Source organism: Microbacterium deminutum (assembly GCF_039530205.1).
Taxonomy (GTDB): Bacteria; Actinomycetota; Actinomycetes; order Actinomycetales; family Microbacteriaceae; genus Microbacterium; species Microbacterium deminutum.
Window position 1 is genome coordinate 142,340 of record NZ_BAAAOG010000007.1, and the last position, 26,933, is coordinate 169,272.

The 26,933-nt window shown below is 68.9% G+C and carries 22 protein-coding genes and 2 tRNA genes; 16 read left to right on the forward strand and 8 right to left on the reverse strand.

Annotated features, from left to right (window positions below; all coding sequences use genetic code 11):
* Positions 1–74 precede the first annotated feature (74 nt).
* A tRNA-Gly gene (locus tag ABD212_RS15380) sits at positions 75–148 on the reverse strand.
* Positions 149–382: 234 nt separating this feature from the next.
* Here ABD212_RS15380 and ABD212_RS15385 point away from each other — a divergent pair.
* The 7 genes from ABD212_RS15385 to ABD212_RS15415 all read left to right on the forward strand — a co-directional run bounded on the left by ABD212_RS15385 (position 383) and on the right by ABD212_RS15415 (position 6,590).
* Positions 383–456: transfer RNA gene (locus tag ABD212_RS15385), tRNA-Pro, on the forward strand.
* A gap of 85 nt (positions 457–541) precedes the next feature.
* Positions 542–1,975 (forward strand): trigger factor, encoded by a 1,434-nt coding sequence (gene tig, locus ABD212_RS15390; RefSeq protein WP_344096228.1) that lies wholly within the window; start codon positions 542–544, stop codon positions 1,973–1,975.
* 67 nt (positions 1,976–2,042) lie between these two features.
* Complete coding sequence (locus ABD212_RS15395; protein WP_344096230.1) at positions 2,043–2,528, forward strand: tetratricopeptide repeat protein; 486 nt, start codon at positions 2,043–2,045, stop codon at positions 2,526–2,528.
* Between the two features lie 90 nt (positions 2,529–2,618).
* Positions 2,619–3,203 (forward strand): ATP-dependent Clp protease proteolytic subunit, encoded by a 585-nt coding sequence (locus tag ABD212_RS15400; RefSeq protein WP_344096232.1) that lies wholly within the window; start codon positions 2,619–2,621, stop codon positions 3,201–3,203.
* Positions 3,204–3,235: 32 nt separating this feature from the next.
* Positions 3,236–3,955, forward strand: a complete 720-nt coding sequence (locus tag ABD212_RS15405; protein ID WP_344096234.1) for an ATP-dependent Clp protease proteolytic subunit — start codon at positions 3,236–3,238, stop codon at positions 3,953–3,955.
* A gap of 209 nt (positions 3,956–4,164) precedes the next feature.
* A complete protein-coding gene (gene clpX / locus ABD212_RS15410) occupies positions 4,165–5,433 on the forward strand; it encodes an ATP-dependent Clp protease ATP-binding subunit ClpX (protein ID WP_344096236.1) in 1,269 nt (422 codons plus the stop codon).
* Between the two features lie 47 nt (positions 5,434–5,480).
* Positions 5,481–6,590 carry an epoxide hydrolase family protein gene (locus ABD212_RS15415; RefSeq protein WP_344096239.1) on the forward strand — a complete coding sequence of 370 codons (1,110 nt, stop codon included), beginning with the start codon at positions 5,481–5,483 and terminating at the stop codon, positions 6,588–6,590.
* 6 nt (positions 6,591–6,596) lie between these two features.
* Here ABD212_RS15415 and ABD212_RS15420 read toward each other — a convergent pair whose 3' ends face one another.
* Entirely contained in the window at positions 6,597–8,648 is a 2,052-nt protein-coding gene (locus tag ABD212_RS15420; protein ID WP_344096241.1) for a M3 family metallopeptidase, read from the reverse strand.
* A 105-nt stretch (positions 8,649–8,753) separates the two neighbouring features.
* Here ABD212_RS15420 and ABD212_RS15425 point away from each other — a divergent pair, with 105 nt between their 5' ends.
* Genes ABD212_RS15425 through ABD212_RS15435 form a run of 3 tightly spaced genes read left to right on the forward strand, consistent with a single transcriptional unit; the run spans position 8,754 to position 10,910 of the window.
* Positions 8,754–9,392: an ArsR/SmtB family transcription factor gene (locus ABD212_RS15425; protein ID WP_344096243.1), complete on the forward strand. Its 639-nt coding sequence runs from the start codon at positions 8,754–8,756 to the stop codon at positions 9,390–9,392.
* A 1-nt stretch (position 9,393) separates the two neighbouring features.
* Positions 9,394–9,606 carry a hypothetical protein gene (locus tag ABD212_RS15430; RefSeq protein ID WP_344096246.1) on the forward strand — a complete coding sequence of 71 codons (213 nt, stop codon included), beginning with the start codon at positions 9,394–9,396 and terminating at the stop codon, positions 9,604–9,606.
* On the forward strand, positions 9,606–10,910 hold the full coding sequence (locus ABD212_RS15435; protein WP_344096248.1) for an MFS transporter: 1,305 nt from the start codon (positions 9,606–9,608) through the stop codon (positions 10,908–10,910). The genes ABD212_RS15430 and ABD212_RS15435 overlap by 1 nt, the downstream gene beginning before the upstream one ends.
* On the opposite strand, the gene ABD212_RS15440 is transcribed toward ABD212_RS15435, so the two are convergent.
* Positions 10,907–11,155, reverse strand: a complete 249-nt coding sequence (locus ABD212_RS15440; RefSeq protein WP_344096251.1) for a hypothetical protein — start codon at positions 11,153–11,155, stop codon at positions 10,907–10,909. The two genes, ABD212_RS15435 and ABD212_RS15440, sit on opposite strands and share 4 nt — an antisense overlap.
* A 1-nt stretch (position 11,156) precedes the next feature.
* Complete coding sequence (gene valS / locus ABD212_RS15445) at positions 11,157–13,736, reverse strand: valine--tRNA ligase (protein WP_344096254.1); 2,580 nt, start codon at positions 13,734–13,736, stop codon at positions 11,157–11,159.
* A 698-nt stretch (positions 13,737–14,434) separates the two neighbouring features.
* On the opposite strand from valS, the gene ABD212_RS15450 reads away from it, so the two are divergent.
* Positions 14,435–14,827, forward strand: coding sequence for an endonuclease domain-containing protein (locus ABD212_RS15450; RefSeq protein ID WP_344096256.1), 393 nt, complete (start codon positions 14,435–14,437; stop codon positions 14,825–14,827).
* A gap of 289 nt (positions 14,828–15,116) precedes the next feature.
* On the opposite strand, the gene ABD212_RS15455 is transcribed toward ABD212_RS15450, so the two are convergent.
* The 3 genes from ABD212_RS15455 to ABD212_RS15465 form a co-directional block, all read right to left on the reverse strand.
* The gene (locus ABD212_RS15455) at positions 15,117–15,776 is read right to left on the reverse strand and encodes a pentapeptide repeat-containing protein (protein ID WP_344096258.1); all 660 of its coding nucleotides are present in this window, start codon (positions 15,774–15,776) and stop codon (positions 15,117–15,119) included.
* A gap of 4 nt (positions 15,777–15,780) precedes the next feature.
* The gene (locus ABD212_RS15460) at positions 15,781–17,121 is read right to left on the reverse strand and encodes an MFS transporter (RefSeq protein WP_344096260.1); all 1,341 of its coding nucleotides are present in this window, start codon (positions 17,119–17,121) and stop codon (positions 15,781–15,783) included.
* 66 nt (positions 17,122–17,187) lie between these two features.
* The gene (locus ABD212_RS15465; protein WP_344096262.1) at positions 17,188–17,388 is read right to left on the reverse strand and encodes a helix-turn-helix domain-containing protein; all 201 of its coding nucleotides are present in this window, start codon (positions 17,386–17,388) and stop codon (positions 17,188–17,190) included.
* A 277-nt stretch (positions 17,389–17,665) separates the two neighbouring features.
* Here ABD212_RS15465 and ileS point away from each other — a divergent pair, with 277 nt between their 5' ends.
* Genes ileS through ndk form a run of 4 tightly spaced genes read left to right on the forward strand, consistent with a single transcriptional unit; the run spans position 17,666 to position 23,457 of the window.
* On the forward strand, positions 17,666–21,265 hold the full coding sequence (gene ileS, locus ABD212_RS15470; RefSeq protein ID WP_344096264.1) for an isoleucine--tRNA ligase: 3,600 nt from the start codon (positions 17,666–17,668) through the stop codon (positions 21,263–21,265).
* Positions 21,262–22,614, forward strand: a complete 1,353-nt coding sequence (locus ABD212_RS15475) for a bifunctional folylpolyglutamate synthase/dihydrofolate synthase (protein WP_344096267.1) — start codon at positions 21,262–21,264, stop codon at positions 22,612–22,614. Before ileS ends, ABD212_RS15475 begins: the two co-directional genes overlap by 4 nt.
* Positions 22,611–23,042 (forward strand): DUF4233 domain-containing protein, encoded by a 432-nt coding sequence (locus tag ABD212_RS15480; RefSeq protein WP_344096269.1) that lies wholly within the window; start codon positions 22,611–22,613, stop codon positions 23,040–23,042. The genes ABD212_RS15475 and ABD212_RS15480 overlap by 4 nt, the downstream gene beginning before the upstream one ends.
* 1 nt (position 23,043) lies before the next feature.
* Positions 23,044–23,457: a nucleoside-diphosphate kinase gene (gene ndk, locus ABD212_RS15485; protein ID WP_344096271.1), complete on the forward strand. Its 414-nt coding sequence runs from the start codon at positions 23,044–23,046 to the stop codon at positions 23,455–23,457.
* Positions 23,458–23,511: 54 nt separating this feature from the next.
* Here ndk and ABD212_RS15490 read toward each other — a convergent pair whose 3' ends face one another.
* Positions 23,512–24,114 carry a vitamin K epoxide reductase family protein gene (locus tag ABD212_RS15490; protein ID WP_344096273.1) on the reverse strand — a complete coding sequence of 201 codons (603 nt, stop codon included), beginning with the start codon at positions 24,112–24,114 and terminating at the stop codon, positions 23,512–23,514.
* Positions 24,115–24,420: 306 nt separating this feature from the next.
* On the opposite strand from ABD212_RS15490, the gene ABD212_RS15495 reads away from it, so the two are divergent.
* Positions 24,421–26,925, forward strand: coding sequence for an Rne/Rng family ribonuclease (locus ABD212_RS15495; protein ID WP_344096275.1), 2,505 nt, complete (start codon positions 24,421–24,423; stop codon positions 26,923–26,925).
* Positions 26,926–26,933 lie beyond the last annotated feature (8 nt).

Genomic DNA, 26,933 nt, shown 5'->3' on the forward strand with positions numbered 1-26,933 from the left:
CCGAACGCGATCGGTTCCTGCGGCATCCGCACGAATTGCCCTGCCGCACGGCCTTCGGCCGCGCGTCAGGGCATTGGAGGGGATGACGGGAATCGAACCCGCACCATCAGTTTGGAAGACTGAGGCTCTACCATTGAGCTACATCCCCGCAGCGGCGAGCCGCGGCATCCGACAGTCTACTGGACCCTCCCGCCTGCCCCTGTCACGCGCCGCCGTCGCCGGTTCGGGCGAGTCGGCCGACGCGGGACGGTCGCAGACCGAATCGTCCTGATGTCGCCGAATCACCTGTTCCGGATGCCGCACCCACACCCGGCCGAGGAGTTCGGGCGCGTCGGCTAGACTTCTTTGGGCCGATCAGCACGTACATGCGTGCACACCCGCCCGGGGCGTAGCTCAGCTTGGTAGAGCGCCCGCTTTGGGAGCGGGAGGCCGCAGGTTCAAATCCTGTCGCCCCGACGTACGGCCCATCCCCACGACATTCACGACCCAGACCCTCAGCGCCCGCATGGCGCGCGGTCGATCACGAGGAGAACGAACAGGCATGGTCAACAGCACCGTCGAGAAGCTCACGCCGACCCGGGTGAAGCTGCACATCACGGTTTCGCCCGACGAGCTCAAGCCGAGCATCGCGCACGCGTACGAGCACATCGCGCAGGACGTGCAGATCCCCGGCTTCCGCAAGGGCAAGGTCCCTGCGCCCATCATCGACCAGCGCATCGGCCGCGGCGCCGTGCTCGAGCACGCCGTCAGCGAAGGGCTCGACACGTTCTACCGCCAGGCCGTCGAGGCCAACGAGCTCCGCGTCCTCGGACGCCCCAGCGCCGACGTGGTGGAGTGGCCGAACGAGAAGGACTTCTCGGGCGACCTGCTCGTCGAGGTCGAGGTGGACGTCCGTCCCGAGTTCGAACTGCCCGCATTCGAGGGCACCACCGTCGAGATCGACGCAGCCGAGGTCGACGAGGCGGCGATCGACGAGGAGCTCGACCGCCTGCGCGCGCGCTTCGGCACGCTCGTTACGGTGGACCGCCCGGCCACGACGGGTGACTTCGTGGAGCTCGACCTGGTGGCGACCATCGACGACGCCGAGATCGACCGCGCCGAGGGGGTCTCGTACGAGGTGGGCTCGGGCGAGCTGCTCGAGGGCATCGACGAGGCGATCGACTCGCTCACCGCCGGTGAGGACACCACGTTCCGCTCGACCCTCGTCGGCGGCGACCACGCCGGCGAAGAGGCCGAGGTCGCGGTGACGGTCACGGCCGTCAAGGAGCGAGAGCTTCCCGAGGCCGACGACGACTTCGCCCAGATCGCGAGCGAGTTCGACACGATCGCCGAGCTGCGCGACAGCCTCAAGGAGCGCGTCGCCCAGCAGTCCGTGTTCGCGCAGGGCTCGGCCGCGCGCGACAAGCTCATCGAGCAGCTGCTCGAGCAGGTCGACATCCCCGTTCCGCCGCAGCTCGTCGAGGACGAGGTCCACAGCCACCTCGAGGGTGAGGGCCGCCTCGAAGACGACGTGCACCGCGCCGAGGTCACCGAGGCCAGCGAGAAGCAGTTCAAGACGCAGATGCTCCTCGACGCGATCGCCGAGAGCGTGAACGTCTCGGTCTCGCAGGACGAGCTCACGCAGTACCTGGTGCAGTCCGCCTCGCAGTACGGCATGGCTCCGCAGGACTTCGTCAACGCCCTGCAGGAGAACAACCAGCTGCCCGCCATCGTCGGAGAGGTGGCGCGCAACAAGGCGCTCGCCGTCGCGCTCGGCAAGGTCACGGTCGTCGACACGAACGGCAACCCAGTCGACCTGACCGGCTTCGTGGCCGTCGAGGATGAGGCCGACGCCGAGGACGAGGTCGTCGAAGAGGCCCAGGAGATCGCGGATGCCGCGGCCGAGGCCGACGAGATCATCGAGGCCGAAGAGGCTGAGCAGGAGCCTGCCAAGAAGCCGGCTCGCCGCACCAAGAAGGCCGCGGACGCCGAGTAGGACACGTGGATTCAGGGGAGGGGCGGATGCTGCGGCATCCGCCCCTCTGCCGTCGAAGGAGGACCCTGTGCTGACGTGGGATGAGCGCATCGACGCGGTCTGGCGAGACGGGTCATTGACCGACCTGGAGCGCATCGAGCGGATCGACGCGCTGGCAGCTGAGCGCGGCGACGACGCGCGCGCCCTCTTCGAGCGCGCCGGCGCGCGCGACTCCGCGGGTGTCGAGACCGAGGGCGAGCCGCTCTACCGGCAGGCGCTGGCGGCGGGGCTCGACGACGAGCATCGCACCCAGGCGGTGATCCAGCTGGCGAGCACGCTGCGCAACCTCGGACGCACCGAGGAGGCGCTCGGGATGCTGCGCGCCGAGTACGAGCGGGGTCCCAGCGCTCCGCTGCACGATGCGGCGGCCGCGTTCTACGTCCTTGCGCTCGTGTCGGGCGGGGATGCCGTGGCCGCGGCATCCATCGCCCTGAAAGCCCTCGCGCCGCATCTGCCGCGCTACAGCCGCTCCGTCGCCGCGTACGCCAACGACCTGCTGAGGGACCGCGACTAATCCGCCTCTCTCTGCCCAGGGCGAACACGGGCGGGTCGCCGGTGGCGCCCCGGTAGATTCGATGCGACGACCACGGAATCAGGAGTACTAATGGCCGAACCACTTGTCGCGACCAGCGTCTTCGACAGGCTGTTGAAGGACCGCATCATCTGGCTGGGGTCGGAGGTGCGCGATGACAACGCGAACGAGATCTGCGCGAAGATCCTGCTGCTCGCCGCCGAAGACCAGCAGAAGGACATCTACCTCTACGTCAACTCGCCGGGCGGCTCCATCACCGCCGGCATGGCGATCTACGACACGATGCAGTTCGTGCCGAACGACATCGTCACCGTCGGCATCGGGATGGCCGCCTCGATGGGCCAGCTGCTGCTGACGGCGGGCACCAAGGGCAAGCGCTACATCACGCCGAACGCCCGCGTGCTGCTGCACCAGCCCCACGGCGGCTTCGGCGGCACCGCGAGCGACATCCAGACGCAGGCGCAGCTGATCCTCGACATGAAGAAGCGGCTGGCCGAGATCACGGCTGCGCAGACGGGCAAGTCGGTCGAGCAGATCAACTCCGACGGCGACCGCGACCGCTGGTTCAACGCCCACGAGGCGCTGGAGTACGGCTTCGTCGACCACATCCGCGAGTCGGCGGTCGACGTCATCGGCGGCGGCGGAACCGCGAACTGAGTCCGAAGGCGAAGAGAGAGAAACCCGAAACGATGAACACCCCCACCTTCGGCATCCCGGACGGCGCTCTCTGGGGCTCCGCCCCAGACCCCCGGCCCGCGGGCGCGCGCGCCCAGGGACTCCAGGTCCCCAACAGCCGGTACATCCTGCCTCAGTTCGAAGAGCGCACGGCGTACGGCTACAAGCGCCAGGACCCCTACAACAAGCTCTTCGAGGATCGCGTGATCTTCCTGGGCGTCCAGGTCGACGACGCGTCGGCGGATGACGTCATGGCGCAGCTGCTCGTGCTCGAGAGCCAGGATCCCGACCGCGACATCATCATGTACATCAACTCGCCCGGCGGCTCGTTCACGGCCATGACGGCGATCTACGACACCATGCAGTACGTCTCGCCGAGCATCCAGACGGTGGTGCTCGGCCAGGCAGCGTCCGCCGCGGCGGTGCTCCTGGCAGCGGGCGCGCCGGGCAAGCGCCTCGCGCTGCCCAACGCCCGCATCCTCATCCACCAGCCCGCGATGGGCGAGGCCGGCCACGGCCAGGCATCGGACATCGAGATCCAGGCCGCCGAGATCCTGCGCATGCGCACGTGGCTGGAGGAGACGCTGTCCAAGCACTCGGCCAAGTCGCAGGAAGAGGTCAACAAGGACATCGACCGCGACAAGATCCTCTCGGCTGAGGAGGCCCTCACGTACGGCCTCATCGACCAGGTGCTCACGACCCGCAAGCGCACCCCGGCCGCACTGGCCAAGTAGCGCTCGGCAGGCTCGGCGGATCCATCGACACCCCGTCGCCCGGTTCTTCCGGCGGCGGGGTGTCGCCGCGTGAGCGGCTGCGCGCGGTTCTGCTGACGGCGGACGCCGCATCCTCCACAATCGGCGTCGCAATCCCACCGCCTGTCCTCGCCAGCGGTTAGGCTCGAAGTCAGCCGGGGGGCTGCCCCCGACCCGACGAGGAGGAGCCCATGGCACGCATCGGTGAGAGCGCCGACTTGTTCAAATGCTCCTTCTGCGGAAAGAGCCAGAAGCAGGTGCAGCAGCTCATCGCAGGGCCGGGCGTCTACATCTGCGACGAGTGCGTGGAGCTCTGCAACGAGATCATCGAAGAGCGGATGGCGGAATCCGCCTCGGGCGTGGTCACCGACTTCGATCTGCCGAAGCCGCGTGAGATCTTCGGCTTCCTCGAGGAATACGTCGTCGGCCAGCACGCGGCCAAGCGAGCGCTGTCGGTGGCCGTCTACAACCACTACAAGCGCGTGCGCGCCCACGGCACGATCCAATCCGCCGAGCAGCGCGCCGACGAGATCGAGATCGCCAAGAGCAACATCCTTCTGCTCGGGCCCACCGGCTGCGGCAAGACCTACCTCGCCCAGACACTCGCCAAACGTCTCAACGTGCCGTTCGCCGTCGCCGACGCGACGGCTCTCACCGAGGCCGGATACGTCGGCGAGGACGTCGAGAACATCCTGCTCAAGCTTCTTCAGGCAGCGGACTTCGACGTCAAGCGCGCAGAGACCGGCATCATCTACATCGACGAGGTCGACAAGATCGCCCGCAAGGCCGAGAACCCGTCCATAACCCGTGACGTCTCGGGCGAGGGCGTGCAGCAGGCCCTGCTGAAGATCCTCGAGGGCACGATCGCCTCGGTTCCGCCGCAGGGCGGCCGCAAGCATCCTCACCAGGAGTTCATCCAGATCGACACGACCAACGTCCTGTTCATCGTGGCCGGGGCATTCGCGGGACTCGAAGACATCATCTCGTCCCGCGTGGGCAAGCACGGCATCGGCTTCGGCGCACCGCTGCACAACAAAGGCGACGACCTCAGCCTGTTCAGCGAGGTCCGCCCAGAAGACCTCCACAAGTTCGGCCTGATCCCCGAATTCATCGGGCGCCTCCCGGTGGTGGCATCGGTCTCACCCCTCGATCGCGACGCCCTGATGGAGATCCTCACCGAGCCCAAGAACGCCCTCGTCAAGCAGTATCACCGCATGTTCGAGCTCGACGGGGTGACGCTCGAATTCGACGCCGAGGCGCTCGGCTCGATCGCCGACCTCGCGGTCGAGCGCAAGACCGGTGCCCGCGGATTGCGCGCGATCCTCGAGGACGTGCTCGGTCCGATCATGTTCGAGATCCCGTCCACCGACGATGTCGACAAGGTCATCGTGACGCGCGCCGCCGTCGAGGACGGCGCGGCACCCACGTTCGTGCTCCGAGAGAAGCGCAAGAGCGCGTAATCCTCCGCGGAGGGCGGATGTCGGCGGTCCCGCCTAGCGTGACAGCCATGCGGCCCTTCCAGATCGACGTACCCGACACCGTCCTGCAGGATCTGCGCGATCGACTGGATCGCACTCGGCTGCTTCCCGACTCGCCGCGTCGTCCGGCATCCGGGATGTCAGCGGGGTATCTGCGCGACCTCGTCGGCTCGTGGCGCGAGTTCGACTGGCCGCAGCGCCAGGCGTGGCTCAACTCGCATCCGCAGTTCCTCGCCGACGTGGGGGACACCACGCTGCACTTCGTCCATCGCCGAGCGCCGCGCGCCGATGCGCCGGCGCTGCTGATCATGCACGGCTGGCCTCACCTGTTCAGCCTGCAGCTGGACTTCGCGGATCTGCTGAGCGACTTCCACGTCGTGGTGCCGAGCCTGCCCGGCTTCGCCTTCTCGACGCCGTACGCGCACAGCCCCATCACCGAGGTGCGGCTCGCTGCCACGATGCATGCGCTGATGACCGACGTGCTCGGCTACGACCGATACCTCACGTACGGCGAAGACGTCTCCGCGAACGTGAACGACCTGATCGCCGCCACCTACGCCGACACTGTCGCGGGGGTCATCGTGACGCACTCGCACTTTCCCTCCCGTGAGGAGCGCGCCGTGCTCACGGACCCCGAGGAGCGGGCGTTCTTCGACGACCTCGAGGCGGCCGGCGGCCCGAACGGCGCATACGGGCACATCCAGGGCACGCGCCCCGACACCGCCGCCGCGGCCCTGAACGACTCGCCCGCGGGACTGGTCGCGTGGCTCGCCGAGAAGCTCGTCGAGTGGAGCGACACTCCGCCGGGCGACCCTGTCGCCGTCGAGCGGCGGATCTCGAGAGAGCGCGTCCTCACCGAGGCGATGATCTACTGGGTCACCGAATCGATCGGCACGTCGTTCCGCCCGTACTACGAGGGCGCCGACCAGCCAGGTGAGATCCCACCCGTCGAGGTTCCGGCAGCGGTGTTCATCCAGCGACACGAAGGCACGTACCCCGAGTCCATCGCTCGCGGGTACTATCGCGACCTGCGCGTCTTCGAGCGCCTGGCCGAAGGCGGGCACTTCACAGCCGGCGAGGTCCCCGCGGCCCTCGCCGAGCGCACGCGCGCATTCGCGCGCGAGCTCGGCCTGCTGTGAGTGGCCTCAGCCCGCGAGGCCTCGACGTTCGAGCAGCGGCTGGATGTCGGCATCCCGCCCCCGGAAGTCGCGGTAGGCCTCGAGCGGGTCCTTGGAGCCGCCGACTCCGAGCAGCCGGTCGCGGAACCGATCGCCGTTTGCGCGGGTGAGCCCGCCGTTCTCGTGGAACCACTGCACCGTGTCCGCATCAAGCACCTCGCTCCAGATGTACGAGTAGTACCCGGCGCTGTAGCCGCCCGAGAACACGTGCGCGAAGTACGTCGACGAATATCGCGTCGGCACCACAGGGTTGTCGAGTCCGATGCCGGTGAGGGCGGCCGCTTCGAACTCGGCGACGTCGATGTCGGATGCCGCGTGCCCCGCGTCGAGCGAGTGCCACGCCTGGTCGAGCCACGACGCCGCGAGATACTCGCTCGTCCCGAAGCCCTGATTGAAGGCCTCGGAAGCGTGGAGCTTGTCGACCACGTCGTCCGGCAGCGGATCGCCGGTCTCGACGTGGCGGGCATACGAGCCGAGGATCTCGGGCCAGTAGATCCACATCTCGTTGACCTGGCTCGGGAATTCGACGAAGTCGCGGAACACATTCGTCCCCGCGAAGTGCGGGTAGGTGACGGTCGCGAACAGCCCGTGCAGGGCGTGGCCGAACTCGTGGAAGAGGGTCGTCACCTCGTCGAGGGTGAGCAGCGCCGGCATGCCGGGCGCCGGCTTGGGTACGTTCAGGTTGTTGACGACCACCGGCTTCGTGCCCCGCAGCCGCGACTGCGAGACGATCGAGTTCATCCATGCGCCGCCGCGCTTGGTGTCGCGGGTGTACAGGTCCAGGATGAACAGTCCCAGCTCGGTGCAGTCCGCGTTGCGCAGCTCGAACACGCGGGCGTCGGGGTGATACGCCGACAGGTCCGTGCGCTCGGTGAACGTGATCCCGTAGAGATCGGTCGCCGCGCGGAAGACGCCGTCCTGCAGCACGCGCTCGGCCTCGAACCACGGGCGCAGCGCGCTGCGATCGAGGTCGTACTCCGCCGCACGCACCTTCTCGGTGTAGAACGCCCAGTCGTGCGCCTCGAGGGGGAACGGATCGGCCTCGGCATCGATGATCGCCTGCAGGGCGGCCTGCTCGCGGCGCGCGTTCCGAGCCGCCGGCACGGCAAGACGGCGCAGCAGGTCGTGAACGGCTTCCGGAGAGCCCGCAGTCTCGTCCGAGGTGATGTACGCGGCGTGGCTGTCGTAGCCGAGCAGGGCCGCGCGCTCGGCACGCAGCCGCACGATCTCGAGCAGCACCGCGCGGTTGTCGTATTCGTTCGACCGCGAGCCCCGGGAGCGCGACGCATCGATGATCCGCTTGCGGCTCGCGCGGTTCGTGAGGGACGAGAGGTAAGGATGCCCGGTGAACAGGGTGAGCGTCACCACCCACTTGCCCTCGAACCCGCGGTCGGCCGCTGCCTGGGCGGCAGCGGACAGCTCGCCCTCGGTCAGTCCGTCGAGGTCGGCGGCATCGTCGAAGACGACGGCGAGGTCGTTCGTGTCGTTGAGGAGGTTCTTCTCGAACGTCGTGGTGAGGGTCGACAGCCGCTGGTTGAGCGCGGTCAGCTTCTCTTTCGCAGCGTCATCGAGTCCGGCGCCGGCGTGCGACATCTCGCGATAATGGCGCTCGACGAGGTAGCGCTGCTCGGGCTCGAGGCCCAGATCATCCAGCTGATCGTGGATGGTCTTGATCCGCCAGTACAGCTGGGCGTCGAGCTGGATCGAGTCCTGATGAGCCGACATCAGTGGGGCGAGCGTCTCTTCGATCTCCTGGATCTCGGGCGTCGCGTCGGCCGATGACACCGTGTAGAACGTGCGGGAGATCTCGCCGAGCAGCTTGCCGGCCTCCTCGAGGCTGACGAGCGTGTTCTCGAAAGTCGGCATCGAGCGTACCCGCGTGATCGCGGCGACCTCCTGCTTGTGCTCGGCGAACGCCGCTTCGAAGGCCGGCAGATAGTGCTCCGGGCGGATCGCGGAGTAGTCGGGAAGCCCGTAGGGCAGCGTCGAGGGGGACAGAAGCGGGTTCTCAGTCGGCATGACGCCAGCCTAATGGGACGGCAGGTTTATGCAGAAGAACGTTTGCAAAAGATTGATTGCAAAGAAGTACTTGCAAAGATTCCTTTGCATCGCTATCTTGGGGTCATGGAAGAACAGTCGCCCGAGAACGTGGAGCCGATGGATGCCTCGGCTCGCGCCGAGCTGCGCCACAGCCAGGATCGCATCCTCGAACCCAGCGCGCTCCGGGCGCTTGCGCATCCCCTGCGGGTCAAGATCTACGACATCCTCAGCCAGTACGGACCCCAGACGGCCAGCTCGCTCGCCGAGCGCCTGGGGGAGTCGAGCGGCTCGACCAGCTATCACCTGCGTGCCCTCGCCAAGCACGACCTCATCCGCGAGGCGACCGATCGCGGAACCGGCCGTGAGCGGTGGTGGGAGCGCCCCATCGGCGGCGTCTCGTTCGGCAGCCCCGCCGCCATGACCACGCCCGCGGGCCGCGCAGCGACGCAGGTGGTCATGAACGAGTTCCTGCGCAATCGCAACGAGCAGCTGCTGGATTTCGTGAACCGCGGCATCGGCGCCGAGGACGAGATGTGGCAGGACGGCACACTCGTCTCCACCGCTACCGCGCGCCTCACTCCCGAGCAGAGTAAAGAGCTTGCACTGAAGATCATGGCCCTGATCGACGAGGCCGTGGACAACCACCGCAACCAGACCGGCGAGAACGTGCGGCCCGTCACCATCCGGGCCGACGTCTTCCCGCTGCCCAAGATAGGAGACTGAAATGACCGCCATCTCCGCACCCCGCGGGTATGCACACACGACCGCTTTCGAGCGTTCACTGCTGTGGACGTCGACGGCTCTGGATCACTTCGTAACGTCGCGCCTCGAGGGCCGCGCCGCCGTCGAGCGCCGCCGCACGATCCAGGTGCAGACCGACTACGCCGATGCCCGTCGCGATGCGCAGGCGCGCGGCGGCATCGGGATGCTGCCCTGATGAGCGTGTCGACGACTGATCCGTCACAGGATGCCGTCGAGCCGCAGCCCGCGGCCGAGCGGAGCGGCAAGGATCCGCTCGGCCGCGACTTCGGCAAGCTGTGGACCGCCGCGATGTTCAGCAACCTCGCGGACGGGCTAGGGCGCACGGCGGTACCGCTGATCGCCACGACCCTCACGAAGGATCCGCTCGCGATCTCGGTGATCGGAGCCCTCGCCTTCGTGCCCTGGCTGATCTTCGGACTGCCTGCAGGCATGCTCGTCGATCGCTACGACCGGCGGATCATCATGGCGATCGCGAACGGCATCCGGGGCGGGGTGGCGCTGTGGCTGGCGATCCTCACGGTGACGGGGCGCATCGACATCTGGGCCCTCTTCCTGGGTACGCTCATCTTCGGCCTCGGCGAGACCCTATTCGACAACGCCACCAACGCCGTCATCCCCGGCGTCGTCAACCGCCCGCAGCTCGACCGCGCGAACGGCTGGATGCAGGCTGCACAGATCACGATCGACAACTTCATCGCGACGCCGATCGCCGGCGTGCTCTTCGCCGTATCGCTCGCCCTGCCACTGTGGATCGGGGGACTCGGGTACATCGTGCCGATCGTCCTCGCACTCCTTCTGCCCATCGCCGCGGCGCGACCGGTGCGCGCCGCGACGGCCGCGACGCCGACCGCCCGATCGCGCGTCTCCGCCCGAGAGGCCGTGTCCTACCTGTGGCACGCGCGCTACCTGCGATCGATGGTGATCTTCACCTCGATCATCGGATCCGCGTTCTCGTTCGCCCAGGCGCCGTTGATCCTCTTCTTCCTCGACGAGGTCCACGTCGCCCCCGCCGCGATCGGCTTCGTCACGGCGGGAGTCGGCGTCGGAGCGCTGCTCGGTTCGCTCGCGGCGTCGGGGCTCGTGCGCCGGTTCGGGCGCGGCGCCGTCATGCTCGGCGCGAACTTCGTGGCCGCACTCGGGATGCTGCTCACCGGTCTGGCCCCGGAGGTGTTCACCGCCGTCGCGGCCTTCGGCCTCAGCGCCTTCGCGATCTCGATCTGGAACGTGCCGTGGGGAGCCCTCCGCCAGCAGATCGTCCCCGCGCATCTGTTCGGGCGTGTGCTCGGCATCATCCGCATGTTCACGTGGGGACTGTTCCCCATCGCGACCGTCCTCGGCGGCTGGGTGGCGCGCTACAGCCTGCGGCTGCCGATGCTGATCGGCGCCGGGGTGGTCCTCATCGCGGCGCTCGTCGCCATCCGCCTGCTCCTCGTCGGCACGCGGCAGGCCGGCGCCGAAGTGGACGCCCGAGCCTCCTAGGCGAACTCGTCCTCGTCGTCGTGGCGGACGACCGCCTCGCCGTCGGCATCGAGTGTGACGATCACACCGGTGTCGAGCTCGGCGATCGGGCGTCCCTCCAGCCACGTGAGAGTCCAGCGCGGCGCCGGCTGCCCGAGCGGGTCGACACCGAGCGATGACTCGACGGCGGCGATCTGATCGCGCAGCGCCTCGGGCACCGATGACGGCGGCTGTGCGCCGAGGGTCCAGCGAGTGCCGAGCTGCACGTCAGGCCTCCTGCGGGGCGAGTTCGAAGCTCGCGACCGATGTGGCGCCGGCGTTCACGTAGTCGAGTTCCTGGATGCGCCCGACAGCCTTCAGGTCGCCCTCGGCGAGGACGAGCGATGCGACGGATTCGGCCGTCGCCGCGATCGTCATCCGGGTCACTGCCGTCTTCTGCGACGCCTTCGCCTCGGTCTTGGCACGCCGGATGCCGATCAGCGCCTCGCTGACGGCCACCAGCACCGCAGGGTCGCCGTCGATGCCGAGCGGTTCGGGCCACGCCGTGGTGTGCACCGAGCCGTCGTTGAACCACGACCAGGCCTCCTCCGAGGCGAACGCGAGGACCGGCGCGAACAGCCGCAGCAGCGTCGCGAGGGCGGTCCGCAGCGCGAGGGCGGCCGACGCCTGCCCGACGTCGGTGCGGTCGTAAGCGCGCTCCTTCACGAGCTCGAGGTAGTCGTCGCAGAACGTCCAGAAGAACGACTCCGTCAGTTCGAGGGCGCGGGCGTGGTCATACGCGTCGAGCGCCTTCGTCGCCTCGCGCACGACGCCGTCGAGGGTCGCGAGCATGCTGGCATCGAGGGCGTGGGTGATCTCGGCGCCCTCCGGCACCGGGAACGACAGCACGAACTTCGCCGCGTTGAGGACCTTGATCGCGAGCCGGCGGCCGATCTTGACCTGAGTCGGGTTCTGCGGGTCGAACGCGGCGTCCGTGCCGAGGCGGCTCGAGGCCGCCCAGTAACGCACCGCATCCGACCCGTGCTGGGACAGGATGTCTGCGGGGGTGACGACGTTGCCCTTCGACTTCGACATCTTCTTGCGGTCGGGATCGACGATGAAGCCCGAGATGGCGGCATCCGACCACGGCGCTCGGTCGTCCTCGAGAGCGCTTCGCAGCATCGTCGAGAAGAGCCACGTGCGGATGATGTCCTGCCCCTGCGGACGCACGTCGAACGGCGCGACGAGGCTCCACAGCTCGGCGTCGCGCTCCCAGCCGCCTGCGAGCTGCGGGGTGAGCGACGAGGTCGCCCAGGTGTCGAAGATGTCGAGCTCCGGCTCGAATCCACCCGGCACGCCGCGCTGGTCGGGCGTGTATCCGGCCGGGACATCGTGCGTGGGATCGATCGGCAGCGCGTCGAGCTCGGGTGTGAGGACTCGGGCGTAATCCCGCTCGCCGTTCTCGTCGAGGCCGTACCAGATCGGGATGGGCACGCCGAAGAAGCGCTGACGTGACACGAGCCAGTCGCCGGTGAGGCCGTTCGTCCAGTTCTCGAAGCGCACACGCATGAAATCGGGATGCCACGACACCTCGCGACCGAGCGCGATGAGCTTCTCGCGCAACGCCTCCTCACGGGCGCCGTTGCGCACATACCACTGGCGCGTCGAGACGATCTCGAGGGGGCGATCGCCCTTCTCGTAGAACTTCACGACGTGGGTGAAGGGCTTCGGGTCGCCGATCAGCTCTCCCGATTCCTGGAGCAGCTCGACGACGCGCTTCTTGGCGCTGAAGACGGTCTTGCCCGCGAGTTCCGCGTACGCCGCCTGCGCGGCATCCGACACGATCGCATCCGGCGCGTCGGCGATGATCCGGCCGTCCTGACCGAGGATCGTGCGGTTGGGCAGATCGAGCTCGCGCCACCAGATGATGTCGGTGACGTCGCCGAAGGTGCAGATCATGGCGATGCCCGTTCCCTTGTCGGGCTGGGCGAGGGTGTGGGCGACCACCGGCACCTCGACATCGAAGAGCGGGGTTCGCACCGTCGAGCCGAAGAGGGGCTGGTATCGCTCGTCATCCGGATGCGCCACCAGCGCGACGCAGGCGGCCAGCAGCTCGGGTCGCGTGGTCTCGATGAACACGTCGCCGGAACCATCGGTCTTGTGGAAGGCGACACGGTGGTACGCCGCCGGCTGGTCGCGATCCTCGAGCTCGGCCTGCGCGATCGCGGAGCGGAAGTCGATGTCCCAGAGCGTGGGGGCGAGCGCCTGGTACGCCTCGCCGCGCTCGAGGTTGCGCAGGAAGGCGAGCTGGCTGGTGCGGATGGTGTCGTCCGAGATCGTCCGGTAGGTCTGGGTCCAGTCGACGCTCAGGCCGAGCTGGCGGAAGAGCGCCTCGAAGTGCTGCTCGTCCTCGACGGTGAGCTTCTCGCACAGCTCAATGAAGTTGCGGCGGCTGATCGCCACCTGGTCGGCGGCCCTGCTGCTCTTGTTGTCACCGCCCTCGTGCGGGGGAGTGAAGTCGGGGTCGTAGGGCAGCGAGGGGTCGCACCGCACGCCGTAGTAGTTCTGCACGCGGCGTTCGGTCGGCAGGCCGTTGTCGTCCCAGCCCATCGGATAGAACACGGTCTGGCCGCGCATCCGCTCGAAGCGCACCTTGAGGTCGGTGTGGGTGAACGAGAAGACGTGGCCGATGTGCAGCGAGCCGGAGGCCGTCGGCGGCGGCGTGTCGACGGAGTAGACGCCCGCCCGGCCGGTTTCGGCGGCGCGGATGCGGTCGAACAGGTAGGTCCCCTGCTCGGTCCATGCGGCATCCCACTTGCTTTCGAGACCCTCGAGGGCGGGCTTGTCGGGAATGAGCGTGTCGGCCATGGGATCTCCTGGGGCGATATGTGCGGCACTGTGTGAGCGTGCCTGAGTGTGGGATGTCGCTCGATTCTACCCGGCGGTGGCTGTGGGCGCGGTGAGGGATCGGACCCGCAGGCGCGGTGTGCCCTCCGGGCGGGAGCGTCGGCCGTCGGGTTGGGTCTCCGCTCGGGAGTGTCGGGCATCGGTTCGGGTCGGCTGCCCGCTGGGGAGTGTCCGGCGCCGGTTCCTTCTGCCATCCTCCGCCCACCGGAGGGTCTCGCGTCGGCGGAGGTCCGGTAGGGCCCAGTGCGCCCTCCCGCCGCCGCTAGCCCTCCGTCCGGCGGAGGGGCGGTCGGTGTAGGGAAGGCAAGATCACCCGTCCTCCCCACCGACCACTCCGCGCATTTCATACACCACCCGTCGAGCAGCCGTCGCCCGGGCGCGTAACCCTGCACAGGATGCGGGGATGGATGTCGTGAAGCTCGTGCGATCGCGTGGAACGATCGTGCCCAGCGCCTGCCTCGTCCGCGAGGGCGTCAAAGCGGGTCTCATCGAGAAGCCGTCGCGTCGGGTGAGCTCGTACGCATCCGACGAAGGTGGATCTCGACTCCCGGAGCCGATCCTCACTCCTTATCGCGGCAGCCCGAGATGGGGTCGTACTGACCTGTGCGACGCAGGCACGTCGGCTCGATCTCTGGGTTCTGAAGCGCGGCGGCGTGCACGTGGGTGCCCGAGCCCACGCCGGCCGGATCAAGGTCGCGAAGGGCACGACCGTGCACTGGGCGCAACCGCCGGTTCCGCGGCATCCGGACTCGCTCGAGGATCCTGTCGAGAACGTACCGCGACTGAGCTGGATGAAGATCTCCATCGTGCCGCAGGCGTGGATCGCGGGTCATCGGGTGGACTTCCTGATCGGCGCGCGGCTTGTGCTCCAGATCGATGGCGGGCATCACGTCGGAGCGCAGCGCACGTCTGACATCACGCACGACGCGCAGCTGATGCTGCTCGGGTACCACGTCATCCGAGTCGGGTTCGACCAGATGGTGAACGACTGGCCGTCGGTCCAGGACCTCATCACGCGGGCGGTGGCCCAGGGTCTGCATCGAGCGGTCTGACCGGGGCGTTGGTGGAAGAAGCGCCCAGGTCGGGCGACGGCCGAGCGTCGCCGAGCGGCACGATTCGCGGCCGTCAGCCGAGCCGTGGCGCCCTGCATCCCTTGGCAGCTTTGCCACCCTCCGGCGGGCGGAGGGGCATAGGCCTCTGGAGGGACGGCCGGCGGCGCGCCGGACCTCCGCACGGCCGTACCCCCGGCGAGCGGAGGAGCCGCCGGCGTCGTAGGCGCTGACGCACGTCATCCCGAGGAGCAGCCGCCCGGGTGTCGCCGACGAACGTCGAACGCGCGGGTCAGGGCTCCACGCGGATGCCCAGCGCAGCCGCGAGCGACGGTGCGAGCTGCTCGATCTGGGCGGGCGAGAGCGTCGCGCCGCGGAGTCCCGCCGGATCGAGGTACGAGACCGCCTCGAGCCCGCGCAGATCGACGTGCTCGCACCGCAGGCCACGGGTGTCGACCTCGTCGGCGCGCGAGTCGTGGAACGCGACCCGCGACAGCCGCGCCTGCGGCATGTCGAGCGTGCCGAATGTGCAACCCGAGACGATCAGGTCCTCGACGCGGGCGCCGGCGAGCGAGAGGTAGTCGATCCGGATGCCGCGCAGCTCGACTTCGTCGGCTTCGGCGTCGGCGAGGTCCAGGGTCCCGATCCGTCCGCCGGTGAACCGCACTCGCCGCAGCCGGCCACTCCGGCCCGCCAGGGCCGTCGCCCGCAGCCCGGAGAGCTCGACGTCGACCAGCGACGCGCCGCCGACGTCGAGGCGATCGACGGTCACCCCGTCGAACGCGCACTCGGCAATCGCGCTGTGCGCGGCATCCGTCACCGCTTCGAGCGTCGTCCAACGGACCTGGAACGATTCCGCCCCCCGGGTCGGGGGACCGCCGTCGGAGAGCTCCCGGGGAAGGTCCGGAGCCGAAACCCGCGGCGCGGCCGGCCCCTGCTCGCGACGTGTCATCGGGTCAGGCTACCGGTGCGCGCTCCGGTGCGCGCGCCGACTCTGGCCCGGACTCGGGCTCCATCGGACGACGGGCAGCGGCCCACGCCGCCACGAGCGTGATCGCGGAGAGGATCGCGAGCACGACCCCGGGGTGCCACCAGGCGAAGTCGGTCGCGCCGCCGATGACGAGTGTCACCGCGGGAACGAATCCGCTGACCGTCGCCGCGACCGCGTACGAGATCGACAGGGCCGAATACCGGAAATGGTCGGGGAAGAGGTCGTTCATGAGGCCGCCGAGCGCCGCCCACGCCATCGTCGGCAGGATGCCCCCGATGATCATGGTCGCGACGAGGATCGGGAACGTGGCGAACTGCAGGAGGTAGTACATCGGGAAGGCGATGAGGAGCGTCCCGAGCGCACCCCAGAAGACGACCCGGGCCGAGCCGATCCGCGTCGCCCAGGCGCCGAAGAGGGGAATGGTCACGAGCTGCAGAAGACCTCCGATCGTCGTGGCGACGAGGAGGTCCTGGAAGCTGAAGCCGAGCTGCTCGACGCCGTAGTTCACGGTGTAGGTGTTCATGAGCGAGTACGAGCCGATGCCGAGCAGCGCTGCTCCGATCGCGATGGCGATGGCCGCCGGACGCGAGCGGAACATCGCGAGGAACGGCACCCGGTCGCGGCGGTCTTCCGCCACGACCTCCTCGAACACCGGCGTCTCGGTGATCGACCAGCGGAGGTAGAGCGACACGGCCAGCAGCGGAAGCGCGAGCAGGAACGGGATGCGCCAGCCCCACGCCGCCAGCGCGTCGGCCGGCAGCGCCACGGTCATCGCGATGTACACCGCGGCCGACAGGATCGAGCCGACGGGGGATCCGAGCTGGGGGACCGAGGCGTAGAACGCACGCTTCACGGGTCCGGAGTGCTCCGTGGCCAGGAGGATCGAGCCGCCCCATTCGCCGCCGAGTGACAGTCCCTGCGCGATGCGCAGCAGCACGAGGAGAACTGCGCCGAGCCATCCCGCCTGGGCGTAGGTCGGCAGGAGTCCGATCGCGCCGGTTGCGATGCCCATGATGCCGACGGTCCACAGCAGCGTCGTCCGGCGCCCGAGGCGGTCTCCCATGTGCCCGAACAGCGCAGCGCCGATCGGGCGCACGATGAACGCGATCGCGATCGTGCTGAATCCTGCGAGGGTGCCGCCGAACTCGCCCAGTGGGTCGAAGAAGAGCGGACCGACGAAGAACGCCGCGAAGTAGGCGAAGACGTAGAAGTCGAACGACTCGAGGGACGTGCCGACCATGGACGCCCAGGCGACGCGGCGGGTGGGGACGAGGGACGGCGATTGCGGGATTGCAGCAGCGGACACGAGCAACCATCCTGCCACCACTCGGGCTTGATGGATCCGATCCAGAAATCACCGGCCCGGGGCGACTCAGGTGACGGGATGATCGCGCAGCCACATCGCCGCGCTGGTCCGGTCGCCGACCCCGATCTGCCGGTAGGCGCTGCCGAGGTGCGCTTTGACGGTGCGCTCGGTGATGCCCAGGGCGCGGGCGATCTGCTTGTTGGCCATCCCCTCGGCGACGAGCGAGAGCACCTCGCGCTCGCGAGGACTGAGCGGATCGGCGGGCACGCCCGTGGCGTGGTACCCCGCGGGCCGCCGGCGTGCCGATAGACTGGGGCGATCGACAGCGATCCGGCCATCACCGGGGAGTCTTCGGAAGAACGCGGGATGCCAGTCACGTCGGCGTCCGGTCAGTAGAACCGAACGGGTCAGGCCCGTCACAGCCGCAGTGAGAGAGGCCCGCGGTCCATGAGCTCGTCGAGGACCACGAGGCACGCGGGGTGGTACCGCGGTTCCCGATCGGGGGATCGTCCTCGCAGGAAGCATCGCAACCTGCTGGAGTGACATGACCTATCCACGCCCTTCGACAAGCTCAGGCACCCCGTCGACGAACGCCTTCGGCGCCGACGCCGAGAACGGCTCAGGCCCCGCCGACGAGCCCGGCTCAGCCGCCGTCGGTGTCGAGGCCGTCGTCCCGAGCCCGCGCTTCCCCGACATCGAGCGCGGGGTGCTCGCATTCTGGAAGCAGGACGACACCTTCCGCGCGTCGATCGCGCAGCGTGACGGCGCCGAGGAGTGGGTGTTCTACGACGGCCCGCCGTTCGCCAACGGCCTCCCGCACTACGGGCACCTGCTGACCGGCTACGCCAAGGACCTCTTCCCACGCTTCCAGACGATGCGGGGCAAGCGCGTGGACCGGGTCTTCGGATGGGACACCCACGGCCTCCCGGCCGAACTCGAGGCCATGAAGCAGCTCGGCATCACCGAGAAGGCCGAGATCGAGGCCATGGGCATCGACTCCTTCAACTCGAGGGCACGCGAGTCGGTGCTCGCCTACACCCACGAATGGGAGGACTACGTCACGCGTCAGGCCCGCTGGGTCGACTTCGAGCGCGGCTACAAGACCCTCGACACGGGCTACATGGAGAGCGTGCTCTGGGCGTTCAAGACGCTCTACGACAAGGGACTCGCATACGAGGGCTATCGGGTCCTGCCGTACTGCTGGCGCGACGAGACCCCGCTGTCGAGCCATGAGCTGCGCATGGATGACGACGTCTACAAGATGCGCCAGGACCCGTCCGTCACCGTCACGTTCCCCTTGACCGGCGCAAAGGCCGAGGCCCTGGGCCTGACCGCGGTGCGCGCCCTGGCCTGGACGACCACCCCCTGGACCCTCCCGACGAACCTGGCGCTGGCGGTGGGCCCCGGCATCCGCTATGTCGTCGTTCCCGGCGGTCCCGCAGGCGCCGCCGACGTGCATCGCGATGCGGGCGGTCACGCCGACGACCCCCTCGAGGCCACCTCGCACCGATACCTGCTGGCCGAGGAGCTGCTGCCGAACTACGCGAAGGACCTCGGGTACGAGTCGGCGGATGCCGCGCGCGACGCGGTCGTGCAGACCATCCTCGGTGCGGAGCTCGAGGACGTCACCTACGACCGCCTGTTCGACTACTACGCGGATGCCGCGACCTGGGGGACCGCCACCGCCTGGCGGATCCTCGTCGACGACTACGTGACCACTGCGGACGGCACGGGCATCGTCCACCAGGCCCCGGCCTTCGGTGAGGACGACCAGCGGGTGACCGAGGCCGCCGGCATCCCGCTCATCATGAGCCTCGACGACGGCGGACGGTTCCTGCCGCAGGTGACGGATGTCGCCGGCGAGCTGTGGATGGACGCCAACACCCCGCTCGTCCGCATCCTCCGGCAGGAGGGGCGCCTGCTGCGGCTGGCCAGCTACGAGCACTCCTACCCGCACTGCTGGCGCTGCCGGAACCCCCTCATCTACAAGGCGGTCTCGAGCTGGTTCGTGCGGGTGACGGCGTTCAAGGACCGGCTGATCGAGAACAACGAGCAGATCACGTGGGTGCCCGAGAACGTCAAGCACGGCCAGTTCGGCAAGTGGCTCGAGGGCGCCCGCGACTGGTCGATCAGCCGCAATCGCTACTGGGGCTCGCCGATCCCGGTGTGGAAGAGCGACGACCCGGAGTACCCCCGCGTCGACGCCTACGGATCGCTCGCGGACCTCGAGCGCGACTTCGGCCGTCTGCCGCGCAACGTCGAGGGCGAGGTGGACCTGCATCGCCCGTACATCGACGATCTCACCCGCCCGAACCCCGACGATCCGACCGGGAAGAGCACGATGCGCCGCATCGAGGACGTCCTGGATGTGTGGTTCGACTCCGGCTCGATGCCGTTCGCGCAGGTGCACTACCCGTTCGAGAACCGCGAGTGGTTCGACGAGCACTCGCCTGCGGACTTCATCGTGGAGTACATCGGCCAGACGCGCGGCTGGTTCTACCTCATGCACGTGCTGTCGACCGCGCTGTTCGACCGCCCGGCGTTCACCGGGGTGTCCTGTCACGGCATCGTCCTGGGCAGCGACGGCCTGAAGATGTCGAAGTCGCTTCGCAACTATCCCGACGTGTCCGAGGTGTTCGACCGGGACGGCTCCGACGCCATGCGGTGGTTCCTGATGTCGAGCTCCGTGCTTCGGGGCGGCAACCTCATCGTCACCGAGGAGGGCATCCGCGCCGGAGTGCGCGAGTTCCTCCTGCCGCTGTGGAACGCGTGGTACTTCTTCGCCACCTACTCCAACGCCGCGCTCCCGTTCGGTGGGCGACCCGGGCGAGACGAAACGCCGGAGGGCTATGAGGCCACGTGGCGGACCGACTCGACCGACGTGCTCGACCGCTACATCCTGGCGCTGACGGGCGACCTGGTGCGCGGCGTCGCCGAGGACCTGGAGGGGCTCGACTCGACGATGGCCGCCGCGAAGCTGCGCGAGTTCACCGAGGCGCTCACGAACTGGTACATCCGCCGTTCGCGCGACCGGTTCTGGGTGGGCGTCTCCGACGACCCGCGCAGTCGCGAGGCGTTCGACACGCTCTACGCGGTGCTCGAGACGCTCACGCGCGTCGCGGCGCCGCTCGTGCCACTCGTCGCCGACCGTGTCTGGCAGGGACTCACGGGCGGTCGCAGCGTCCACCTCGCCGACTGGCCCGACGCGGCCGCATATCCCGCGGCAGACGACATCCGCACCGCGATGGACGCCGTCCGCGAGGTCTCGTCGGTCGCCAACGCCCTGCGCAAGCGCGAGGGCAGGCGGGTGCGCCTTCCGCTGGCGCGGCTCACGGTGGTGATTCCGGATGCCGCCTCCCTCGCCCAGTTCGAAGACATCCTGCGGGACGAGCTCAACGTCAAATCCGTCGAGCTCGTCGAGTTCGAGGGTGAGACGGCAGCGTCCTACGGCATCACGAACCGGCTCTCGGTGAACGCGCGGGCGGCCGGTCCTCGCCTCGGCAAGCGCGTGCAGCAGGCGATCCAGGCGGCCAGGTCCGGCGCCTGGTCGACGGTCGACGGGACGGTGGCGGTGCAGACTGCGGATGGCGCCATCGACCTCGAGGCGGGGGAGTACGAACTGATCCTCGAGACGACGGGCCGGCCCGCGGGCGAGGCTCTCGCGCTGCTGCCGGGCGGTGGATTCGTCCTGCTCGACACGACCACGACACCCGAGCTCGAGGCCGAGGGACTCGCACGCGATGTGATCCGCTCGGTGCAGGACACCCGCAAGGCCGCCGGCTTCGACGTGAGCGACCGCATCCGGCTGCAGCTGCTCTTCACGAACCACGAGGATGCCGGCGCCGTCTCGGCGGCATTCGACGTCGCGGATGTCGCCGGCGAGACCCTCGCCCTCGACCACGCGGTGCTCGTCAACGGCCACGGGGTGCACATTCCGGCTGACGCACCGCCCGACGTGTGGCACCCGCTCGTATTCGGCGCGGATCCGGAGTACGTCGGCTACGTCGCACCCGGCGCGTACGCGAACCGCGGCGGCTTCCACGTCGCCGTCACCAGGATCGGGGCGCCGGCACGCGATGAGCAGAGCGCCCTTCGTCTCGGGGCCGCGCCCCTCGCTCAAGAACCGCGGAGCGAGACGAAATGAACGACCGGGACCGGGCCGACGCCGTCTACTCGGCTCTGCTCGAACGCCAGGGCGAGCGGTGGGTGCAGCCGCGCGTGGAGCGGACCCGCCGAGTGCTCGAGCTGCTCGACGACCCGCAGCGCACCTACCGGGTGGTGCACGTGACCGGGACGAACGGCAAGACCTCGACGAGCCGCATCATCGAGAGCCTCGTGCGCGCCCACGGCCTGCGCACCGGCCTGTTCACGAGCCCGCACCTGGAGCGGTTCACCGAGCGGATCATGGTCGACGGCGAGCCGATCGCCGACGAGGCGATCGCCGACGCCTGGGACGAGATCGCCCCGATCGTCGACATCGTCGACGCCGAACTCGTTGCGGCAGGTGATGCGCCGCTGACCTTCTTCGAGCTGCTCACGGTCCTCGCCTTCGTCGCCTTCGCGGATGCGCCGATCGACGTGCTCGTGCTCGAAGTCGGCATGGGCGGAGCCTGGGACTCGACGAACACCGCCGACGGCGACGTCGCCGTATTCGCGCCCATCGACGTGGACCACGCCGACCGGCTCGGCGACACCATCCGCGAGATCGCCACCGTCAAGGCCGGGATCATCAAGGACGGCGCTGCCGTCGTGTCGGCGAGACAGGATGCCGCGGCGGAGGCGGTGCTGCGAGCCGCCACGGCCGAGCGCGGTGCGACGATCGCCTTCGAGGGCACGGACTTCGCGCTCACGGCGCAGCGGCTCGCCGTCGGAGGGCAGCTCATCTCGGTTCGCGGGCTCGCCGGCAGGTACGAGGACGAGTACCTGCCGCTGTACGGCGGGCACCAGGGGTTCAATGCGACGCTCGCCATCGCCGCGGTGGAATCGCTCATCGGCGCAGCGGCGCACCCGATCCCCGGCGACATACTCGCCGAGGGGCTTTCGCAGTCGACCTCGCCCGGGAGACTCCAGCTCGTGGGCATCAGCCCGACGGTGCTGGTGGATGCCGCGCACAATCCTCACGGCGCTCGCGCCCTCGTCACGGCCCTGCGCGAGTCGTTCGACTTCGACGAGTGGGGCGTCATCCTCGGCATCCTCGCCGACAAGGATGCCGCAGGAATCGTCGCCGAGCTCGTGCCGGTGGCCGCGCACGTGTTCGCGACAGCGCCCGACTCGGAACGCGCCGACGACGCCGACCACATCGCGGACCTGGCGGAGTCCCACGACGTAGCGGTGACGGTGCACCGGGATGTCGCCGACGCCGCCGAAGCGGCGCGCGCCTGGGCCGCGGCATCCGATCGACGCGCTGTCATCGTCGCCGGCTCGGTCGTCCTCGCCGGCGAAGCGCTCGCGCTCGCGACCGCGCAGGACTGGAAGGCAGGGTACGAAGCGTGACCGCGACCCCGACGCCCGACCCGGCGCGCCGGCAGCGGCGCGCCCGAGGCGCCGCCGAATCGCTCGGCGCGATCGTGCTCGGATTCGAGTCGATCATCGTCTTCCTCGGCGGCCTCGTGATCTACGGGCTCAAAGTGCTCCCCGAATCGATCCCGTCGTGGTGGGGGATCGTCGCCGGTGTCGTCGTGGCGCTGCTGATGGTGCTCACGACCCTCGTGCTGCGCTACCCCTGGGGAATCTGGGTCGGATGGCTGCTGCAGGTGATCGTCGCGCTGGGTGCGTTCCTCGTGCCCGCGCTCGCGATCGTCGCCGTCATTTTCGGTGGCATGTACGGGTATGCCACGATCAAGGGAGCGGCCCTCGATCGGCGCAATGCGCAGCTCGCCGCAAACCCCCCGAACGAGCCAGGAATGGCGAACGGAGATTGACATGGCCACCGAAGAGACCCTCGTCCTGATCAAGCCCGACGGCGTCGCCCGCGGCCTCACCGGCGCGATCCTCGCCCGCATCGAGGCGAAGGGATACTCCCTCGTCGACATCCGCCTCGTCGAACCCGACCGTGACGTGCTCGAGCGTCACTACGCCGAGCACGAGGGCAAGCCCTTCTACGAGCCGCTGCTCGACTTCATGATGTCCGGGCCGTCCGTGGCGATCCGCGTCGCGGGCAACCGGGTCATCGAGGGCTTCCGCTCACTCGCCGGCATCACCGACCCGACGACCGCAGCGCCGGGTACGATCCGCGGCGACCTCGGCCGCGACTGGGGTCTGAGGGTGCAGCAGAACCTCGTGCACGGGTCGGACAGCGTCGAGTCCGCCGCACGGGAGCTCGACATCTGGTTCTGAGTCGGACGCCGAAGGCGACCGTCTCCAAACCCGGATCGGCGGGATCGACTGTGCTCAGAACACCCGCCCGAGCACGTCGAGGCGGAGCTGCGCGACGACGGCGATGACGGCGTAGCTCACCACGGCGAGCAGCGGCACCCATCCCATCAGCGTCTCGGCACCCTTGCGGAGGCCCGCCGGCGCGGGCAGCAGGCCCGCTCGCAGCACGTGCAGCGTCACGACGTAGAAGGTCGGGATCGTCACCACCCAAGTGACCATGCACCACGGGCAGAGGGTGCCGAGCACGAAGATGCTCTGGCTGATGAGCCAGATCACGAACACGAACGCCAGCGTGACGCCGAGTTCGAACAGCCACCAGAACCACCGGGCGAAGCGCGCCCCCGCGAGGATCGCGAAGCCCACGACGATGGGAGCGACCCAGCCGGCGAGCCCCAGGATCGGGTTCGGGAAGCCGAACACGCGGCCCTGCCACGACTCCAGGTTCGCCGTGCACTGCACGAGAGGACTGAAGTCGCACGATGCGATCGCGTTCGGGTCGGCCAGCAGGTGCAGGCGCTCCATGAGGAGCCAGAATGCCGCCCACCACCCCACCACGCCGGCGATGATCAGCCAGACGGCCATGACGGTCGGGCGGGTGTGAGTCTGCGGCGATGGCATGCCTCGGATTATGACATTCCGGGCTGTTCGGATGCCGCGATCCCGTCCCTCCGAATGTCGCCCCGTGGCGCTCGCGAGCAATCGAGGCGTGAAAGTGCGATAATGGTGGTCGATGCGTCGCGGCCGCGCCGCCGTACACATCAACCGAAGACTTCAGGGCAACGAATGCCCCTGGCAGTTCGAGTTCCCCCGCCATGAGCCGGAACCAGCTGCAGACCGAGTGAGTTCGCGGCACCGCAGGTGCGGCGCCGCACGAGATTTCGCCGGGCGACGCGCGGTGTCGCCCCCGCAGGGAGTACGCCAGTGATGGCCGATGACACAGATGCAGAATTCAACCCCCAGACAGAATCGGATGCCCCGCTAGCGCAGGGTCCCGCCGACCCGACGTCGGCGCCCGAGCAGGGGTCGGTCCCCGAGTCCGACTCGGTCTCTGAACCTGTCGAAGGGTCAGGCGCCGAGCTCGAGTCCGGGACGGCGCCAGAGCCCGGGACGGCGCCCGAGACGGAGGCGGTCTCCGAGCCGGAGTGGATCCCTGAGGCTGTGGAACAGCCCGACGCCGAGTCGGAGGCGGTGTCCGAGCCGGAGTGGATCCCTGAGGCTGTGGAGCAGCCCGACGGCGAGTCGGAGGCGGTCTCCGAGCCGGAGTCGGCGGCGGTCTCCGAGTCCGTAGCGGCGGCCGAGCCCGAGTCGGTCCCTGAGGCTGTGGAAGAGCCCGACGCCCCGGACGCTTCGACAAGCTCCGCGACCGATGACCTCGACGCGACGGTGGACGCCGACGCGTCCGCCGACTCCGGTCCGGTGACAGCGGTCAGCCTCGGACTCCTTCCTGAGACGTTCGTCTCGCAGGTCTCGACGCAGCTCGTCTTCTATGCGCCCGAGATCGCCCCGCTTCCGGCTCGCCCCGGGCCGGTCGTCGAGAGCGATGCGCCCTCGGCCACCGCCCGGCGCCGCAGCCGCAGTCGCCGACCCGAGGGTCGGGACGCGGCATCCGAAGAACCCGAGCCGACTCCGCCGCCGCGCCGTCGGGCCGTCGAGCTGATCACCGAGCCGCAGCGCATCAAAGGCTCGACCCGCCTCGAGGCCAAGAAGCAGCGCCGGCGCGACGGACGCGAAGCCGGCCGGCGCCGGGCGGTCGTCACCGAGGCCGAGTTCCTCGCGCGCCGGGAATCCGTCGACCGCGTCATGATCGTCCGTTCCAAGAACGGCCGCATCCAGATCGCGGTCCTCGAGGACAACGTGCTGGTCGAGCACTACGTCGCCCGCAACCAGGACGCGTCGCTCATCGGCAACGTGTACCTGGGACGCGTGCAGAACGTCCTTCCCAGCATGGAGGCGGCGTTCGTCGACATCGGGCGCGGACGAAACGCCGTGCTGTATTCCGGCGAGGTGGACTGGGATGCCGTCGAGACGGGCAACCAGCCGCGCCGCATCGAGCTCGCACTCAAGTCGGGCGACCGCGTGCTCGTGCAGGTGACGAAGGATCCCGTCGGACACAAGGGCGCCCGCCTGACGAGCCAGATCTCGCTTCCGGGGCGATACCTGGTGTACGTCCCGGGCGGCGCGATGAACGGCATCTCGCGCAAGCTCCCCGACACGGAGCGCGCACGGCTGAAGAAGATCCTGAAGGAGGTGCTGCCCGAGTCGTCGGGTGTCATCGTCCGGACCGCCGCCGAAGGCGCCACCGAGGATCAGCTGACCCTCGACGTCCAGCGGCTCACCAGCCAGTGGGAGCACATCAGCCGCCAGATCGAGACGATCCAGGCGCCCGCCCTGCTGCACTCCGAGCCCGACCTGCTCGTGAAGATCGTCAGGGACGTCTTCAACGAGGACTTCTCGAAGGTGCTCATCCAGGGCGAGGACGCGCATCAGACGATCACCAAATACGTCGAGAGCGTCGCCCCCGACCTGCTCGAGCGCGTGATCGCCTACGAGGGCGAGAACGACCCGTTCGACGAGTTCCGTGTGACGGAGCAGATCGAGAAGGCGCTCGACCGCAAGGTGTGGCTGCCTTCTGGCGGGTCTCTCGTGATCGACCGCACCGAGGCGATGACGGTCGTCGACGTCAACACCGGCAAGTTCGTCGGCTCGGGCGGCAACCTCGAAGAGACCGTGACGAAGAACAACCTCGAAGCCGCCGAGGAGATCGTGCGCCAGCTGCGACTGCGCGACATCGGCGGCATCATCGTCGTCGACTTCATCGACATGGTGCTGGAGTCCAACCGGGACCTCGTGCTGCGCCGTCTCGTGGAATGCCTGAGTCGTGACCGCACCAAGCACCAGGTCGCCGAGGTGACCTCGCTCGGACTCGTCCAGATGACCCGGAAGAAGCTCGGCCTCGGCCTGCTCGAGACCTTCAGCGAGCCCTGCGAGGTCTGCGCGGGCCGCGGAGTCGTCGTGCACCACGACCCGGTCGTCAAGCATCGCGTGCCCCTGACCGGAAGCGCCCCCGCGGCCCGCCGGCCCCGCGGCGGCGCGCCGTCGCCTGCGGGCACCTCGAACGGCACCCATGTGATCACCGAGGGCGTGAAGTCGGCGCTCGCGCAGATCGCGGCATCCACGATCCACCACCACGACGAGGCGGCAGCCGTCGCCGACGTCCCGGTGGCAGCGCCCGGCGAGCGCGCGAAGAAGCCGCGGAAGAAGCGCTCGGAGGCGGCACCCAAGCCGAAGACCGAGGCGGACCTGCTGCTGGATTCCGTGCTGAGCGCGCTTCCCGAGCCGAAGGCGCCGGGCCAGGGGCGCTCGCGTCGTCGCGTGACGACGGCCGCGCTCACCGGGACCCCGGTCGCGCACGTCCCCAGCGAGGACTGAGCGGGACG